This window comes from Bernardetia sp. Wsw4-3y2 (assembly GCF_037126295.1).
Taxonomy (GTDB): Bacteria; Bacteroidota; Bacteroidia; order Cytophagales; family Bernardetiaceae; genus Bernardetia.
Genome location: NZ_CP147017.1, coordinates 4,760,039 through 4,776,324, shown reverse-complemented (window position 1 = coordinate 4,776,324; position 16,286 = coordinate 4,760,039). Strand labels below are relative to the sequence as shown.

The 16,286-nt window shown below is 31.1% G+C and carries 15 protein-coding genes; 11 read left to right on the top strand and 4 right to left on the bottom strand.

The window, feature by feature from the left end:
* Nucleotides 1–62 precede the first annotated feature (62 nt).
* Complete coding sequence (locus tag V9L05_RS20115; protein WP_338791691.1) at nt 63–518, bottom strand: DUF1573 domain-containing protein; 456 nt, start codon at nt 516–518, stop codon at nt 63–65.
* A 195-nt stretch (nt 519–713) separates the two neighbouring features.
* On the opposite strand from V9L05_RS20115, the gene V9L05_RS20110 reads away from it, so the two are divergent.
* The 5 genes from V9L05_RS20110 to V9L05_RS20090 all read left to right on the top strand — a co-directional run bounded on the left by V9L05_RS20110 (nt 714) and on the right by V9L05_RS20090 (nt 4,127).
* Nucleotides 714–1,250: a hypothetical protein gene (locus V9L05_RS20110; protein WP_338791692.1), complete on the top strand. Its 537-nt coding sequence runs from the start codon at nt 714–716 to the stop codon at nt 1,248–1,250.
* A 290-nt stretch (nt 1,251–1,540) separates the two neighbouring features.
* The gene (locus V9L05_RS20105) at nt 1,541–2,491 is read left to right on the top strand and encodes a C40 family peptidase (protein ID WP_338791693.1); all 951 of its coding nucleotides are present in this window, start codon (nt 1,541–1,543) and stop codon (nt 2,489–2,491) included.
* A 261-nt stretch (nt 2,492–2,752) separates the two neighbouring features.
* Nucleotides 2,753–3,181, top strand: a complete 429-nt coding sequence (locus V9L05_RS20100) for a SufE family protein (protein ID WP_338813677.1) — start codon at nt 2,753–2,755, stop codon at nt 3,179–3,181.
* A gap of 91 nt (nt 3,182–3,272) precedes the next feature.
* Nucleotides 3,273–3,617 carry an iron-sulfur cluster assembly protein gene (locus V9L05_RS20095; protein ID WP_338791695.1) on the top strand — a complete coding sequence of 115 codons (345 nt, stop codon included), beginning with the start codon at nt 3,273–3,275 and terminating at the stop codon, nt 3,615–3,617.
* 96 nt (nt 3,618–3,713) lie between these two features.
* Nucleotides 3,714–4,127 (top strand): BrxA/BrxB family bacilliredoxin, encoded by a 414-nt coding sequence (locus V9L05_RS20090; protein ID WP_338791696.1) that lies wholly within the window; start codon nt 3,714–3,716, stop codon nt 4,125–4,127.
* 121 nt (nt 4,128–4,248) lie between these two features.
* Here V9L05_RS20090 and V9L05_RS20085 read toward each other — a convergent pair whose 3' ends face one another.
* A complete protein-coding gene (locus tag V9L05_RS20085; protein ID WP_338813676.1) occupies nt 4,249–4,764 on the bottom strand; it encodes a transposase in 516 nt (171 codons plus the stop codon).
* A 568-nt stretch (nt 4,765–5,332) separates the two neighbouring features.
* On the opposite strand from V9L05_RS20085, the gene V9L05_RS20080 reads away from it, so the two are divergent.
* The 6 genes from V9L05_RS20080 (at nt 5,333) to V9L05_RS20055 (ending at nt 14,258) form a co-directional block, all read left to right on the top strand.
* A complete protein-coding gene (locus V9L05_RS20080; RefSeq protein ID WP_338813675.1) occupies nt 5,333–5,722 on the top strand; it encodes a hypothetical protein in 390 nt (129 codons plus the stop codon).
* A 92-nt stretch (nt 5,723–5,814) separates the two neighbouring features.
* Nucleotides 5,815–6,225, top strand: coding sequence for a methylmalonyl-CoA epimerase (gene mce / locus V9L05_RS20075; RefSeq protein WP_338813674.1), 411 nt, complete (start codon nt 5,815–5,817; stop codon nt 6,223–6,225).
* 286 nt (nt 6,226–6,511) lie between these two features.
* On the top strand, nt 6,512–7,417 hold the full coding sequence (locus V9L05_RS20070) for a hypothetical protein (protein ID WP_338813673.1): 906 nt from the start codon (nt 6,512–6,514) through the stop codon (nt 7,415–7,417).
* Nucleotides 7,418–7,717: 300 nt separating this feature from the next.
* Complete coding sequence (locus V9L05_RS20065) at nt 7,718–9,031, top strand: ammonium transporter (RefSeq protein WP_338813672.1); 1,314 nt, start codon at nt 7,718–7,720, stop codon at nt 9,029–9,031.
* A 207-nt stretch (nt 9,032–9,238) separates the two neighbouring features.
* The gene (locus V9L05_RS20060) at nt 9,239–13,045 is read left to right on the top strand and encodes a TaqI-like C-terminal specificity domain-containing protein (protein ID WP_338813671.1); all 3,807 of its coding nucleotides are present in this window, start codon (nt 9,239–9,241) and stop codon (nt 13,043–13,045) included.
* 238 nt (nt 13,046–13,283) lie between these two features.
* Nucleotides 13,284–14,258: a histidine kinase gene (locus V9L05_RS20055; protein ID WP_338813670.1), complete on the top strand. Its 975-nt coding sequence runs from the start codon at nt 13,284–13,286 to the stop codon at nt 14,256–14,258.
* 74 nt (nt 14,259–14,332) lie between these two features.
* Here V9L05_RS20055 and V9L05_RS20050 read toward each other — a convergent pair whose 3' ends face one another.
* Both V9L05_RS20050 and V9L05_RS20045 read right to left on the bottom strand, forming a co-directional pair.
* A complete protein-coding gene (locus V9L05_RS20050; RefSeq protein WP_338813669.1) occupies nt 14,333–15,250 on the bottom strand; it encodes a 7-cyano-7-deazaguanine synthase in 918 nt (305 codons plus the stop codon).
* On the bottom strand, nt 15,237–16,232 hold the full coding sequence (locus tag V9L05_RS20045) for a DNA methyltransferase (protein WP_338813668.1): 996 nt from the start codon (nt 16,230–16,232) through the stop codon (nt 15,237–15,239). Before V9L05_RS20045 ends, V9L05_RS20050 begins: the two co-directional genes overlap by 14 nt.
* Between the last annotated feature and the right edge of the window lie 54 nt (nt 16,233–16,286).

Below are 16,286 nucleotides of genomic sequence, written 5' to 3'. Positions count from 1 at the left end.
GCAAAATTTATCTTTTCACTAGAGCTGTTTTGATTTTTATCCTATAAAAATAAATTACTATTTTATTCTCCACTTCCGTTTGGTAAAACAGTTCCAAACAAGACTAAAGCTTCTGAAGAATTTGAAGCATTTGAGATAACAGTAATTACTTTTCTCTGTTGCCCTGCTTTATGAGCAGAGTTAAAACGAACAATTATTTTTCCTTCTTCATTGGGTGCAATAGGCTCTTTTGTCCATTCTGGAGCAGTACATCCACAAGTGGTTCGAATATCTTGCAGCATTAATGGATAATTTCCCGTATTTTTGAATGAAAAGACATATTCAACTATTTTACCTTCTTCAACTTCACCAAAATCATGTTCCCGATTTGCAAAAGTGAGTTGTGCTTGACGGTCGTCAGCTTTTTTGATAAAAGTAGTTGTTTCTTTCTTTGTTTCTGTATCTGTTTGTGCTTGAATAGATTGAACAGACAAAAAAGTAAAAATTCCTAAAAGCCATGCAAAAAATATTTTTTTCATAATTAGTTGAGTGTAATTTTATTCTTAATTAAAAGATTTATATTTAAAACCTTATATTCTTAAACTTTGTTTCTAATTTTAAAATTAATAAGAATAAGTCAATTATTTTGCCATAAAAATAAATTTAACATTTATAGTTATAGCTAATATACGCTTCTTATTTTATCTATCATTTTAACTATTCTATTAAAAGCTATGAAACCTATTTCTAAATTGATTTCTCGTTACTTACTTTTTTCTATCTCTTTACTTACTACTTCTTTTTTATTTACATCTTGCGAGCTAAATGACGAACGAGTAGGAGGCTTTCCACCAGAAGGACAAATTTGGGTAGAAGTTGAAAATCAAGACTATACCTTTTCAGATCCTAGTGGAACAATTCCTTCTCTTTTAAATACATATTCTGAGGTAGCAGGGTCTCTTTCTATTTATCGCTCTACTACTTCTAATTCAACTGTTATTAGTAATTTTCGTGTCCTTCTTACTCGTTTTGATTTTGATAATACTACTCCTAGAAAACTAGACAAAGAAAATGTACGTCTTGAGTTTTCTCAAGGTAATATAACCTACATAGGTGCTGCTGATAAAGGGGATGTTCAATTTGAAATTTTGAGTATAGAAAATGATGTAATGAAGGCTAATTTTAGTGGAACACTAGAACATAGAGAAAACCCAAATCAACAAATAAGAATAAGAAATGGAGCTTTACATATAAAAGTCAGGAGAGAATAAGCAGTCAAAACTCAAAAAAGACCTTAAAACAATCCTATTTTTTAGTTAAAAAACTAATAAAAAAACTATACTTCTCTAAAAATCAATACTTTATATCTTTAAAAAAGAAATAGTGTATTGATTTTTTTGTTTAGAATCAAATAATATTTTGTAGATTTGTGCTTTCTGAAAATAAGCTGAAATATTAATCAAAAATTAATCTTTTCATTTATGTTAGAAAAAATTAGTAAGGTCTAGAATACCTACTTCCACACTCACTAACATTATATTTTTTACTAAAATCCAATTATATGGACTTTAAACGTAATTCGCTATCCTTTCTTTGTGCTTCACTAATTTTTACTTGTGCTGCTTTTACAGTTTCTCCTTCAGAAATTACTAAGCCTAACTCTAAATCAACAAATAAAAATAATAAAACGAAAAAGGCAAAAAAACGTTCTCATAGTCTTATTGTTGCCTCTACCTCTTCAAATTCCAATTCTCATAACTCAGTCTCTTCTTTCAATTGTTTTCAAACTCCTTTAGATTTATTACCCACTTTTCATTTGGTAAATAAAGACACTATTCTTGCAGAAAGTACGACTGTAGAAACCATTTCTAATGATTTAGAAACTCAGCAAGATGAGCAAGAAGATCAAAACGACATTTTTGCTTTACTTGACGAAGAAGCAAATCAAAAAACAAACGAAAACAATCTTGAGTTAGATGTAGAAGAGGCTAACTTTTTTGACTTTTCTAGTCCTAACAATATTGCTGTTAGCCCACAGTTGTTAGAAAAAGTAGTTATTAGAGATAATTTTGTAACTTCATTAGTTGATATTGCTGTGGCACAAGAAGGTGTTCCGTATGTACATGGAGGAAAATCACCCAAAGGTTTTGATTGTTCAGGATTTGTATCTTATGTGTATAGTCAATTCAAAATCAATCTTCCAGCTTCTTCTAGCTCGTATGACCATGTAGGTAAAAAAATAAAATTAGAAGATGCTCAAGTAGGTGATATAGTTTGTTTTACAGGAAGAAATTCTCGTTCTGGACGTACAGGACATGTTGGAATTATTGTTGAAAAGAATCCAAATGAACCTATAAAATTCATTCATGCAGCATCAGGAAGCAGAAGACAAATTACATATAGTACAATGGAAAGTAGTTATTACAAACCTCGTTTTCGTTCTGTGCGTAGAATTTCTGCTCCAGTTTTGGAAGAGATTTTAGAAAATGAAACTATTGAAAGTGCTGAATAAGAAATTTTGATTTATTTGTTAGAGTATTTTTGTAGGTTACAAGTAATTCAATAAATGTTATCACGGTTAATTATTCATGTGTGTTCAGCTTCGCTGAACTACGTCGTTATCAGAACTGAACAAAAACGCTTCCTCAGAAGGGTGATTAAAGCACAAAGTAACGCTAATACACAAAAACACCTTATATAAAAATAACCGTGATAATGTTTAATGTAAATGCTTTTTCATTAATAACTAATCACTAAAAATTAATCACTATTTATGACTATTAATCAAATTCAAGACGAAATTATAGAAGAATTTGCACTTTTTGACAATAAAAACGACCAATACGGTTATATTATAGAATTAGGAAAAAAATTAGACAAATTACCTAAAAGTGAATATAAAGACGAAAATTTAATTAAAGGGTGTCAGTCAAAAGTATGGCTTACTGCCGAAAAGTCAGAAGAACAATCAGAACTACAAATAAAATACATTGCTGATAGCGATTCGACACTTGTCAAAGGTTTGGTAAGCCTTTTGATGCGTGTATTATCAAAACAACCAGCAAAGGAAATCGTTTCATCAGACCTTTATTTTATTGACAAAATTGGATTAGGTCAGCTTTTATCTATGAACCGTTCGAACGGACTAGCTTCTATGGTAAAACAAATGAAAATTTATGCGCTCGCTTTCCAAGCAGTTTAAATAAAAATTACGAATTATGAATTATGAAATGGATATTTAATTATAACAGAATCCATTTATAAGAAATAATTTTCCATAGATTTAATAAAAAATGCAAAATACAGAAAATACTACACCAACCGTATCAACAAGAGATAGAGTTATCAATGCTATTCAAAGCATCTATGACCCAGAAATACCTGTGGATATTTATGAGTTAGGTTTGATTTATGAAATTAATACTGTTGAGCTTGTTCCAAATAATGCAAGTGTTCATATTTTAATGACACTGACTTCGCCAAATTGTCCATCAGCAGAACAAATTCCTGCTGAAGTAGAAGAAAAAGTAAAAGCCGTAGTAGGAGTAAAAGAAGTAAATGTAGAACTTACTTTTGACCCTCCTTATGAAGCTGAGATGATGTCAGAAGCAGCTCGTTTGCAGCTTGGTTTTATGTAAGTGAGTTGTGTGTGTCGCTTCGTTAAAACACAAAAAAAGACAAACGTCTTGGCAACCACTTTAAATTTCAATTTCACAATTTTCAATTAATATATTATGTATCCAGAACATTTGACTACGCCTATGAAAGGCGAGCTCGTAAATATAGGTTTTAAAGATTTAACAACTCCAGAAGCAGTAACAACAACACTTTCAGAAGACGGAACTACACTTATGGTTATCAATTCTGTTTGTGGTTGTGCAGCAGGTGCAGCTCGCCCTGGTGTTCGTATGGCTTTAGAGAAAACTAATAAAAAACCAACTCAGTTGGCAACTGTTTTTGCAGGTGTTGATAAAGAAGCTGTTGATAAAGTACGTGAGCTTGCTCTTCCTTATCCTCCATCTTCTCCTTCAATTGCACTTTTCAAAAATGGTGAAGTAATCCATTTTGTAGAGCGCCATCACATTGAAGGACGTTCGGCAGAAGCAATTTCTGAGCATTTGAAAGCTGTTTTTGAAGAACTTTGCTAAGTCAGTTACCAGTTAATTACTGAATACAATTTCATGACTCATCCTGAAATAGTGTTACAGTTTGTTAGATAAATTATATATAAGGAGGCTGTCCGAAAAGGTCAGTCTCTTTTTTATGCAGCTATTTTGAGTATTTCTTTTTCTTGGTTGATTTTTTTGATGCTGCAAACAATTTTTTCCTTTGAGGAGTTTTTTGATGATAAAAAATGCCACAAAAAGACGATTTTTTAGAATTGACATTATTTTTTAGCTTATTGGTAGTTTTTGCCACCATTTTTCTAAAATTATGCCCAAGAGCCATCAGTAGAAACTCCATTTCTACTTTTTCTAATCCCTTAAAAGTAAATCGATTAAATTTATTGTTGTATTTGAGTTGCCCAAAAATAGCCTCCACTTCTATAGTACGTTTGCTGTGCTGTTCTAGTCCTTTTTCACTCATTAATAAATTTCTAGCTTTTTCTTTCAGTTGGTTTAAACGATGATTCACTTGTATTATTCTATTGCCTTCAGCTTTATGACATAAATTACGAAGAGGACAATCTTGACACCTTTTTACTTGATAATAAGACACGTGTGATTCATACCCATTACTTGAAGTACGTTTTCCACTCCTTATTTTCTCCATTCTTTGTCCCATCGGACATACATAAAAATCTAATTCTTTGTTGTAAAATAAATTCTGAACTAGGGTAAACGCACGAAACTTTTTATACTGTTTTCAGTGTGTTTAAACGCACTTTAATTATCAGAGCAGATTCAATCTGCAAAGCTAAAAACTAGCTTGATTTGCTTTAAACGAGTACAATTTTTTTCGTGCGTTTACCCTAATTAATTATTAATCAATAAATAAGTAAGCAAATCATTTATAGGTTAGCAAAATCTGTCTCACACCTCAAAGAAGTTTTGAAAGTTTAAATTTTCAGTTTTTAAATCTTTTTTAGATAGGATTTATTTTGACCATTTATTTTTTTATTCAAAACAAGTAGAATTAATGAATGGTTATACTTTCTTAGAGCAGGCAACTTGAGTTACTATATTTTGGAGGATTAAACTACAAATTGCTTAAGAAGGCTAAAAAAATAAATTTGCATTTTTAGCTATCTATAAAAATAGGACTAAAACCCTGTTTATTAATTTTACTTTTTTACTTAAAAAGTGTATATTATGAAGTTATATTGATTTTAAAATCCTAAAGAAATACTAAGATGGAAATATTTTGTGTAGTAATGGCAATAATAATTGCCCTTTTAGAAGTAGCTATGTTTTATGTAGCTTATAAGTTTTTAGATAAGAAATTTTTATGTGTTATTAGTTCAACTGTTTTGATAGGTTTTGGAATTGCACTTTTTACAAAAAGTATTTTAATGCTCGGTTATACTATTGGAGCTTACTTTTTTATAAGTTTTTTAGTAACTCTTTATGGTTGGCGTTCCCTCAAAGGCGAAACAAAATTGATGACAGTGGTCTTACATATTATTATGATAATTTCTTCTTTGACTTGTCTTTATTTTGAATTGTATACAGCCACAGTTTCACTTTACTTTTTGAATATTCTGATTTCTATATTTTTATTTAGAAAAGATATTTTTAGGTAAAAATTTAATTACTTAAATCAAACCATTCTTAATTTTGTTGGTATTCTTAACTACCAACAAATTTATTTATTATCAAAATCAAAAAAACAACAATGGCATTTTTAAGAGTAGAGCATATTGGTATTGCTATCAAAAGTCTAGAAAAATCAAATGAGCTTTTTGAAAAACTATTTGGAAAAGAACATTATAAAGTAGAAAAAGTAGAACGAGAAGGTGTAAGTACATCATTTTTTCAGTTGGGAGAAACTAAAATCGAACTTTTAGAAGCTACTACACAAGAAAGTGCCGTCTCAAAATTTATAGAAAAAAAAGGAGAAGGAATTCATCATATTGCTTATGAAGTAGATGATATTTATGCTGAAATGAAACGTTTAGAAAGTGAAGGATTTACACTCTTGAGTCAAGAACCAAAAACAGGTGCAGACAACAAACTAATTTGTTTTTTACATCCAAAATCTACAAATGGTGTTTTGGTAGAACTTTGTCAAGAACGAAAAAGTTAGAATAAAATTAATATTTTTGTAGGCTATCTATAAAAACAGGGTTAAAACCCTGTTCAATTGAAAAACTGCCTTTTGTGATTTTTTACAAAGATATGTTTTCAAAAATAGGCTATGAATTATAAATTGGACAGGGTTTTAACCCTGTTTATTAATGCTAATGCGTGAATTTTTCTAAACGAAGTCAAAATTTTGTCATTACAAAACAAATTTGTAACTTTAATTAGAAGTTTCTGTAAAGGAAAATCTAAAACAATCTATCCTAAAATAAAATAGTATTCTCTTGCTCATGATAAACTCTGAGATAAACTCTGATTCTGTTCTTTCTCCTAACGAACGGGTGATTGCTGCCATTTTAGCTGTTATCATTCATATTTTTTTGGCAATTATTCTGTTTGTAAAACCTGTTTGGGAGCGTCCTATTCCTGCTCCTGAGCCTGCTGGTATTACGATGGTTAGTTTTGGAAATGTAGCGACACCTACCGAAACACCTGCACCTTCTCAAACTGAATTTACGCCCTCTATTACAGAAACAGAAACTTCTGAAAACGAAACAGAACAAGTAGAACAAACCCAAGAAGTACAAGATATTACACCTCAAAAAGAAACTCAAACGCCAGATATTCAGACTACTAAAAATGACAATACAGTAAGCGTTCCTGAAACGAAAAAGGATAAAAAAGAGGAAAAGAAGGAAGAGAAAAAAGAAGAAAAGAAAACAGAGCCAAAAGAAGTAAAAAAGGAAGAAAAACAAGAAGTAAAGGAGGAAAAGAAAGAAGAAACACCAACTCCAGTAAAAGAAGAAAAGAAAAATGATGTTACCAATAACTCAAACGAAGATGGAGATTTGAAAACTAAAGACAAACAAGGAAATTCGGACGACCCAGAAGACAAAGGAAAAATAGGTGTGAAAGATGGGGCAGAGATTAGTGTTGTAGGTTGGAGATGGATACAAAAACCTCAACCCAACGATGCGCTAAACGAACAAGGAAAAATAGTATTTGATATTACTATTGACCAAAATGGAAATGTTATAAAAGTAGGATTAGTAGAAAAAAGCCCAACTATTGGAATTGCTACTTATACAGCCTATAAAAATGCAGTTTTAAACACAAAATTTGAACGTACACTTTCAAAACCTGCCACAGAATCAACGATAGGAAGACTGACATTCAATATTAGAGTCGGAAATTAATCTTTTTTTCTAGGACTTTCGAAAAAGCAAAATAGTAAAGAATATTTTTTTTTAATTAAACAGGTTTTAATCCTGTTTATGCTTTCTAATAAGCACAAGACAAAATCTTGTGCTTATTTTTTTTGATAAAAAATAATTTTAGCTTTGTTTTTATAGGGGATTTTGTAAAATTTTAATTATGTTTACATTACTAACCTAAAAAACACACGCATTTTTCTGTAATTATTGATTTTTATAGAAAAGTGGATAAAAAAACACACCATTAATTAATTTTGTGATTTTTCTAAAAAAAAATAAAACATGACTTCTATTCTCAAAAAAGTTAGTCTATCGCTTCTGCTTTCCCTACTGCCTTTATTTGCTTTTGCTCAAACAACTGAATCTACTTCTACTCTTAATAGTGGAGATACAGCTTGGGTTCTGATTGCAACAGCTCTTGTTATGCTCATGACTCCTGCTGGCTTGGCACTTTTTTATGGAGGACTTTCGCATAGCAAAAATACACTCAATACCGTCGGAATGAGTTATGTTTCCTTTTGTGTGGCTTCTGTAGCTTGGGTAATTGTGGGTTACTCACTTGCCTTTAGTGATGGAAACGGATTTATTGGCTATTTGGATAATTTATTTTTAGAAAATATTGGTATCAACGAATTAGCTGCTAATACTTCTATTCCTAAATTACTCTTTGTCGTTTTTCAAGGAACTTTTGCTGCTATTGCTGTCGCTATTGTGAGTGGCTCAGTTGTCGAAAGAGTAAAATTTTCTTTTTGGCTTGTGTTTTCTTTTATGTGGATTTTGCTTGTTTATAGTCCGATTACACATTGGGTTTGGGGAGGAGGTTTTTTGAGTAATAGTGGCGAATTAGATTTTGCAGGTGGAACAGTTATTCATATTAATGCAGGAGTGGCAGGACTTGTATTAGCTCTCTTGTTAGGAAAACGAAAAGATTTTGGTAAAACAACTGAAATGCCTATTTCTCTAACGCTTACTGTTGTTGGTTCGGCTCTTTTGTGGTTTGGTTGGTTTGGGTTCAATGCAGGAAGTGCTTTAGGCGCAAACGGAACGGCTGCAAATGCGCTCTTGGTTACAAATGTAGCTGCAAGTATTGGAGGACTTTCTTGGATAGCCATCGAATGGATTAATAAGAAAAAACCTAGTTTGTTGGGAGTGGCTTCAGGTGCTGTTTCTGGTTTAGTAGGCATTACACCTGCCTGTGGATATGTGAGTGTGAGTGGAGCGTTGGCAATTGGTCTTTTTTCTGGTCTGATAGGTTATTATGGCGTTATCAAACTCAAAAAAGTATTAGATTATGATGATACATTAGATGCTTTTGGAATACATGGGTTAGTTGGTATTTGGGGTTCTCTAGCTGCTGGTATTTTTGCAAATCCTGCTATTAATCCTGATGCTATTGGTGCTTTATATGGAAATATAGAGCAAATAGGCGTACAGTTATTAGCTATCCTAACAGTAATAGCCTATTCAGCTATCGCTACAACAGTTGTTTATTTTGTGAGTGCGTTTGTTACAAAAGGCGCACGAGTAGATGAAATTATGGAAAAAACAGGACTAGATGAAGCCTATCACGGAGAAAGAGGGTTTAATATTCAGTAATTGTTTTTTGTCGTTGGTGGGGACACCAACAACGGCATGGTAATTTTTGAAATAATTACGAATTAATCTAACAAACATACAACAAGTTCCTATTCAATTGTTATGATTGAATAGGATTTTTTTTATTGGAAAGGAATTGTTTTTTTTATAGTTTTATTCTAAATTAAAATCTGTTTGCTTACATATAGAGGTTTATAAAACAAATACATGAACAAAATTACAAAACCAAGTAGAATCCTCAGTCCTGCTTATCGCAAGATTAATGTGACTAGAAATGAAATAAATAATTTCAAAAGTGCATTGAATATCTGTTTGGAGCATATCAAAATAAGCGAAGAGAAAAATGAGAGTGAAGAGAACATAAAAAAATATGTAGGCGATTTTTTGCACCAAGCATTTTATCAAGAGTATTTAATCAATACAAAAGACAAAATTGATTTGGCTATTTATGCAGGAAAAGATGCTACTAGCAATATTAGTGTTTTGATAGAAGCCAAACGACCAAGCAATAAAAGTGAGTTCTTGAAAACAGATAATCTCAATAGAAAAGCATTACAAGAACTATTGCTCTATTATTTGAGAGAACGAGTAACATTAGAAAATAATCAAATCAAATATTTGATTGCTACAAATGGTAATGAATGGTATTTTTTTAAAGGAGAAGATTTTTACAATACATTTTACAAAAATAAAAAACTGCTCAAAGAATATAACGAGTTTGTAAACAAGCAAAAAGATTCTTCCAAAAATGAGTTATTCTACAATGAAATTGCTAAAAAATATATTGAAGAAGTAAAAGACGAATTGCCATTTCTATATATCGATATCAAAAAAGACTTTCAAGAATTTTTGCCTATCGAAAATACTGAGGATGACAAACTGGTTTCTTTGTATAAAGTATTTTCTCCGATTCATCTTTTGGCACAATCGTACGGAAATGATAGCAATCAACTCAACAAGCAGTTTTATTACGAACTTTTGCACATCATCGGACTAGAAGAAGTAAAAGAGAAAGGCAAAAAAGTAATCCAACGAAAAGAAAAAACAACACGAAATGATGGTTCACTCTTAGAAACGACTATTTTTATTTTGGAAGACAGAGATTATTTGAGAAAAGTAGATAATCTCAAAACCTACGGACAGAATAAAGAAGAACAATTATTTAATGTCGCTTTAGAGCTGTGTCTGACGTGGATAAACCGAATTTTATTCCTCAAATTATTAGAATCTCAATTGGTAGTTTATAATCAGGATTCGAAATATAAATTTCTGAATACTGATTTCATTACTGGTTATGATGATTTGGAAGAACTCTTTTTTTCTGCTTTGGCAAAGAAAATAGAAGACCGAAACGAGCGCATAAAAGAAAAATACAATCATATTCCCTACTTAAATAGTTCGCTTTTTGAACCCAATCAATTAGAAGATACAGCTCTGCAAATTTCGAATCTGAAAGAAATTGATTTAGAACTCTATGATAAAACGGTTCTGAAAAATAATTTGCAACGTCTTACGGGTGGCTTGCCTACTTTAGAATATATTTTTCGCTTTTTGGAAGCCTACGATTTTAGTGGAGAAAAAGGCGAAAAAGTAGATGAGAGCAATCAAGCCAAAACGCTTATTTCGGCTTCTGTGTTGGGACTTATTTTTGAAAAAATAAATGGCTACAAAGATGGCTCGTTTTATACGCCTGCCTATATTACGATGTATATGGCTAAAGAAGCATTGCGTAGGGCTGTCGTGCAGAAATTCAATACGCATTATACGTGGAAATGTAGCAATTTTGAGCAGCTAAAAGAAGATTTGAAGGATTATATACGAAATGGCGATAGAGAAACTATCCGAAAAGAAGCCAATCAAATCATTAATTCACTCAAAATATGTGACCCTGCTGTGGGTTCTGGACACTTTTTGGTAAGTGCTTTGAACGAACTTATCGCCATAAAAAGCGAACTCGGTGTTTTGATAGACAAAGACGGAAAACGTTTGAATGCTTATATTCAGATTGATAACGACGAACTGATTATTGAAGACGAAAACGAAGAAATATTTACTTACAAGCCCAAAAATAAAACAAGTCAACGCCTACAAGAAACGCTTTTTCATGAAAAACAAAGTCTGATAGAAAGCTGTCTTTTTGGTGTAGATATAAATCCAAATTCTGTCAAAATATGTAGGTTGCGTTTGTGGATAGAACTCTTGAAAAATGCGTATTATACTAAAGAAAATGAACTTCAAACGCTGCCAAATATTGATATTAATATCAAAACTGGAAACTCTCTGATTAGTCGTTTTGAGCTAGATGAAGATTTGAAAAATGCCTTCAAAAGCAAAGAAAATCCGTATAGTTTGAATGATTACAAAAATGCTGTTCAAGAATACAAAAACACCAATAATAAAGAGCGAAAAAGAGAAATTATCAAAATTATTGATACGATAAAATCAGCTTTTACAGGAACGCTAGACGGAAAATTTAAGAAAAAAATAGCATCTGCAAGAGGAAAACTAGAACAAAAACAAACCGAAGTACAAAACCTAGAAGCATTTGGAGAAAAAATAAGTAAAACTCTAAGTGCAGAACTCAAAAAACTAAAACTAGCTCTAAACAAAGCACAAGAAGAAAAAGAAGGGTTACTAAACAATGTAATTTATCAAAATGCCTTTGAATGGCGTTTTGAGTTTCCAGAAGTATTGAATCAAAAAGGAGAATTTGTAGGTTTTGATGTTGTGATTGGGAATCCTCCTTATGGTTATAGTTTTTTATCAGTTAAAGAAAAAAATATTTTCAAAATTCAATATGACTCTGTACATCAAAAAATGTTTGAAGTATCAACGTATTTCACTAAAAGAGGATATGATATTATAAAAAAAGAAGGAAGTATTGCATTTATTTGTCCTAATAATTTAATTTTTCAATTAACTTTTGAAAAATTTAGAAATTTTTTAGTAGAAAGTACAATCATAAACACTGTTATTAATCTTGGAGATAAGGTTTTTGATGAGGCAGATGTTCCTACTTGTATATTTATAGTTACTAAAGGAGTTAATAATCAGAATGAGTTTATTTATGGAGATATAAGGAAAAATGAGAGTATAAAAATAGATGGATTTCAAAGTTTTAATCAATACCAAAAATATAATCAAAATGATTTAAAATTAGGAGATGGGTTAGTTTTTGGAATCCCACAAAACTTATCTAAACTGATTGTAAAAGTGTCAGAACAATCAATACGTATAGATGAACTGGCTAATACAGTTTCTTATGGTATTGGTTCAGGAGGAGATAGTATTTTTAGAATAAAAAATGATAAAATAGAGGAATATCAAATAGAAGAGAAACTGCTTCACAAGGTTGTTAGTGGAGGTAATATAGTGAGATATAGAATTAATTATGAACAAGAGTTTATAATTTATACTGTAAAATCAACTAAGATTGAAAATTATAAAAACACATTAAAATATTTAGAACCTTATGAAACTAAGTTATCAAATAAAAGAGAAACTAAGAAAGGTACACTACCTTGGTGGTGTTTACACTGGCCCCGAAATATAAATTTATATTCTTCACCAAAAATTATATTAAGGCAAACAGCAGATACAATTATAGCAAGTTTAGATAACGAAGGATATTTTGTTATGGATAGTGTAATGATTATAAAAATAGATAATAAAGAAAAATATCCTTTACTATTAGGGATTTTGAATTCTAAGTTAAATCAATTTATCTATAAAACCATTACTCAAGAAACTGGGAGAGTATTTGCTCAAGTTAAACCTGCAAACATTAGAAAGTTATTTTTCCCATTAAATATTTCTGTCGAAATACAAACTCAGCTAACCAATCTAGTAACCCAAATCCTCTCCTCAAAAAAACAAAATCCGAATTCAGATACAACAGCTTTAGAAACTGAAATTGATATTTTGGTTTATAAACTCTATGATTTGAGTTATGAAGAGGTTTTGCTAATTGATTCAGATTTTGGTTTGAGTGAAGAGGAGTATAATAAAGTATAATGGTTTTTATCTCAACGACGGCTTTCGCCTCGTTGACGGTTGGTAAATATAAACCGTCGTTGAGGCTCAAATGCAGCCGTCAACGAGGATTTTGCCCATAAAAGACAAAACTTAATATTGTCTAATAACCTTATTTTGCAGACAAAATAACCCGTTTTGCAAATTAAGTTTGTTTAAATATTCATAACTATAGACTTTTGACCTATTAATCAGTTAATTAATTTTAATTCTTTCTAATATGAAAAAGTCAGTTGTTTATATTGTTCACACAGCATTTTGGGTGTTATACTTTTTATTGCTTTTGCTGATTATCGCTGCTGCGACAAAAGGGTTTTCATCAAATATACCTTTTGGATACATTGCCAAAGTAGGATTTTCATTTGTTGTGATTCCTTCTGTTATTACATTTTATCTGTGTTATTTCTATCTGTTTACAAAATACATCAAAACAAAAAAAATAGTTTCTTCACTTGTTTATGCTATCTTGTTTTCTGTTGGTTCGGCTCTTGTTGGGGGACTATTTTTAAGCCTGCTTTTTGGTTTAGATATGATGTTTAAAGGTGGTATAAGTTCTTTTCTTGCTCAACTTTTTTCTATGGTACTGATTGGATTGCTTGCAGGTGTAATGAGCATTATTATCAATGGTTTTATTACTTGGTATGATGAAATAAAATTAAAAGAAGAACTCATTATTAAAAATCATCAAATTGAATTAGCCTTAGTAAAAGCACAATTAGATCCCCATTTCTTATTCAACACAATTAATAACATTGATGCCTTGATACTCAAAGACCCAAAAATAGCTTCTGAATACTTAAATAAACTATCAGATATTCTTCGGTTTATGCTTTTTGAAACTAAAGCTCAAAGAATTGATTTATCAAAGGAAATTGAATACATAGAAAAATACATTGCGTTACAAAAAACAAGAACAGCAAACGAGAGTTTTGTGCATTTTACACTAAACGGAAACTTATCCAATCAAGTGATTCCACCCATGCTTTTAATCTCATTTATTGAAAATGCGTTCAAACACACAGCCAATAAAAAAATAGAAAATGCAATAACCATTTCCTTAAATATTGACGATAAAACAATAGTTTTTGAGTGTGAAAATAAGTACAACCCTAAAAACAAAATTCAAATAGAACATAGTGGCATAGGAAATAATTTGATTAGAAAAAGAATAGAACTTTTGTATCCCCAAATATAAACACGCTTTCAAATTATACATTTTTTTTGAAACACTATCTACATATTTTGAATAAGTAGATAGTGTTTGTTTTGTTAAGACAAATCTACATTTTTTTGCTTTAATATACGCTTGCATTTAGCTAAATAATCTTGACTATACTCCACACTCAAAACATTAGCTTCGTGAGCAAGATGATACTCTAAAGCACACTTGTAACACGAACCACAACGCCCAACCAACAATACATTACCAAATTTCATATTGGCACGAACTACATTAGGTTTGCGATAAGGAGGAAGCAAACAAGAACTAAGTTTTGATAGCAAATTAAGCGAATGCTTAATTAACACCTCAAAAGCGTGTTTGTCATTTCTCAAAAAAGAATGAATTTTAAAGTTAGGGATATAGTTTTTATATCCTTTTTCCAACTCTTCAAAACATTCTATTGAATCCGAAAAGTCGGTATCAAATTCAGAAACTTCAAATTTGTAACTATAATGATTACCAAAAGCAAATTGACTAATACCACTCAATAAGCCAAAATCTACCATCTTAGACAGAATTAAAGCGTTTTTGATAGGATGTTCTTTGTATGGCAGTTTGCCTTTGATGGTGCATTTTTCTACTATCAAAGGTAAACCTAACTCCTTAGCTATGTTTTGAGCGTGTTGTAATTCGTGATTATAGGCACGGTTCACACCTGACAAATGATAAAGAACAATATCAAATCCTTTTTCTTTTGCTAAATGAACGGCTGCAATACTATCTTTACCTCCTGAAAAAGCCAAAAGCAACTTATTACTATTCTCTATTTGAATAGTATTTAATTGGTGTTTAAATAGGTATTTAATACCGTTTATGGATTGATTATCCTTTTTGTAAAGTAGGCTAACAAAACCTTCAAACCCTTCCAAAACGGAAGGATTTGATATTAATGGTAGGCTACTCGTTTGTATGAATAAATTAGCGAAATATTCACTAAATATTCCTGTGAAGTTATTTAATTGCATTCTCTAAAAAGTCTTTGTATTGGATTGGTAGTAAGTTCATATTTGCCGTATCTCCTTTATAGAAAACTAAAACGTTTTGATGTAAACGCCCATTCTTACGTGATTTGTTAAAAGGTCTTGACATTCGGATAGGCAATGAGCCAATAGCATTGACAAGAATAAACTCATTATAGTATTCCAAACCAGCGAGTTTAAAAGCATCAATAGTTTCTTGTACTAGATTCTGATATACTCCTGTATCTTTGCATCTTACGTTTGACACAATAAAACAAGCAAAACGATTTTCTTTTAATCGCTTACAACTTTGTTTTATTATACTTCGGTAATTCCTAATAAATTCAAGTGTGGATTGTGTAGATAAGTCTTTTTTATCGTCTGAATATTTCTCTAAAGAGAAATAAGGAGGACAACTAAAGACAAAATCAAACATTTGCTCACTACCCAAAATTGATTCTAATTCCGTACTATCACCAGCTATCCAATTTGGTTTTGGGTATCTACCTTTTGTCTTTTTCCGAATAGTTCTCAAATTTGAATAGTTTGCTTTTACCTGTTCGGCTCTCAAATCTATTCCTAAATATTTTCTTTTCATTTGGGAAGCAACAACACCACGAACAGAGCCACCACAAAACGGGTCTAAAATACTATCATTTTCTTGCGAAAACCAAGTATAAAGAAGTTCGCACAAAAAGGGGTCAAATATACTTGTACCTGTGAAAGTGTGCATTTTCTTTCTTTCAGCTTCATTTTTTATTTCCTCCCAAGTAGGCTCTCTTTTCATTTCTTCACGCATTTTGTTACGAAGTTCATAAATATGCGTTCCTTGTGCAGAATAGGAATAGGCTAAACCTTCATTCCTTCCTAATTCTGACTTGATTCCAAGCTCTGAAATCCATTGTTTTTTTCTTGATTGCCAGTATCCTAATTGAGTGTTAAGAACACTAAAAGGAGGCGCACCGAAGCGATTTTGTAATACGCTCATGTTTTTTATTTTGGGTTTTGGTATATATAATAAGGCAAAAAATAAACCCAACAC

Coding starts and splice junctions, on each gene's coding strand:
- V9L05_RS20115 (WP_338791691.1), bottom strand. CDS start 518: ATGAAAAAAATATTTTTTGCATGGCTTTTAGGAATTTTTACTTTTTTG.
- V9L05_RS20110 (WP_338791692.1), top strand. CDS start 714: ATGAAACCTATTTCTAAATTGATTTCTCGTTACTTACTTTTTTCTATC.
- V9L05_RS20105 (WP_338791693.1), top strand. CDS start 1,541: ATGGACTTTAAACGTAATTCGCTATCCTTTCTTTGTGCTTCACTAATT.
- V9L05_RS20100 (WP_338813677.1), top strand. CDS start 2,753: ATGACTATTAATCAAATTCAAGACGAAATTATAGAAGAATTTGCACTT.
- V9L05_RS20095 (WP_338791695.1), top strand. CDS start 3,273: ATGCAAAATACAGAAAATACTACACCAACCGTATCAACAAGAGATAGA.
- V9L05_RS20090 (WP_338791696.1), top strand. CDS start 3,714: ATGTATCCAGAACATTTGACTACGCCTATGAAAGGCGAGCTCGTAAAT.
- V9L05_RS20085 (WP_338813676.1), bottom strand. CDS start 4,764: ATGGGACAAAGAATGGAGAAAATAAGGAGTGGAAAACGTACTTCAAGT.
- V9L05_RS20080 (WP_338813675.1), top strand. CDS start 5,333: ATGGAAATATTTTGTGTAGTAATGGCAATAATAATTGCCCTTTTAGAA.
- mce (WP_338813674.1), top strand. CDS start 5,815: ATGGCATTTTTAAGAGTAGAGCATATTGGTATTGCTATCAAAAGTCTA.
- V9L05_RS20070 (WP_338813673.1), top strand. CDS start 6,512: ATGATAAACTCTGAGATAAACTCTGATTCTGTTCTTTCTCCTAACGAA.
- V9L05_RS20065 (WP_338813672.1), top strand. CDS start 7,718: ATGACTTCTATTCTCAAAAAAGTTAGTCTATCGCTTCTGCTTTCCCTA.
- V9L05_RS20060 (WP_338813671.1), top strand. CDS start 9,239: ATGAACAAAATTACAAAACCAAGTAGAATCCTCAGTCCTGCTTATCGC.
- V9L05_RS20055 (WP_338813670.1), top strand. CDS start 13,284: ATGAAAAAGTCAGTTGTTTATATTGTTCACACAGCATTTTGGGTGTTA.
- V9L05_RS20050 (WP_338813669.1), bottom strand. CDS start 15,250: ATGCAATTAAATAACTTCACAGGAATATTTAGTGAATATTTCGCTAAT.
- V9L05_RS20045 (WP_338813668.1), bottom strand. CDS start 16,232: ATGAGCGTATTACAAAATCGCTTCGGTGCGCCTCCTTTTAGTGTTCTT.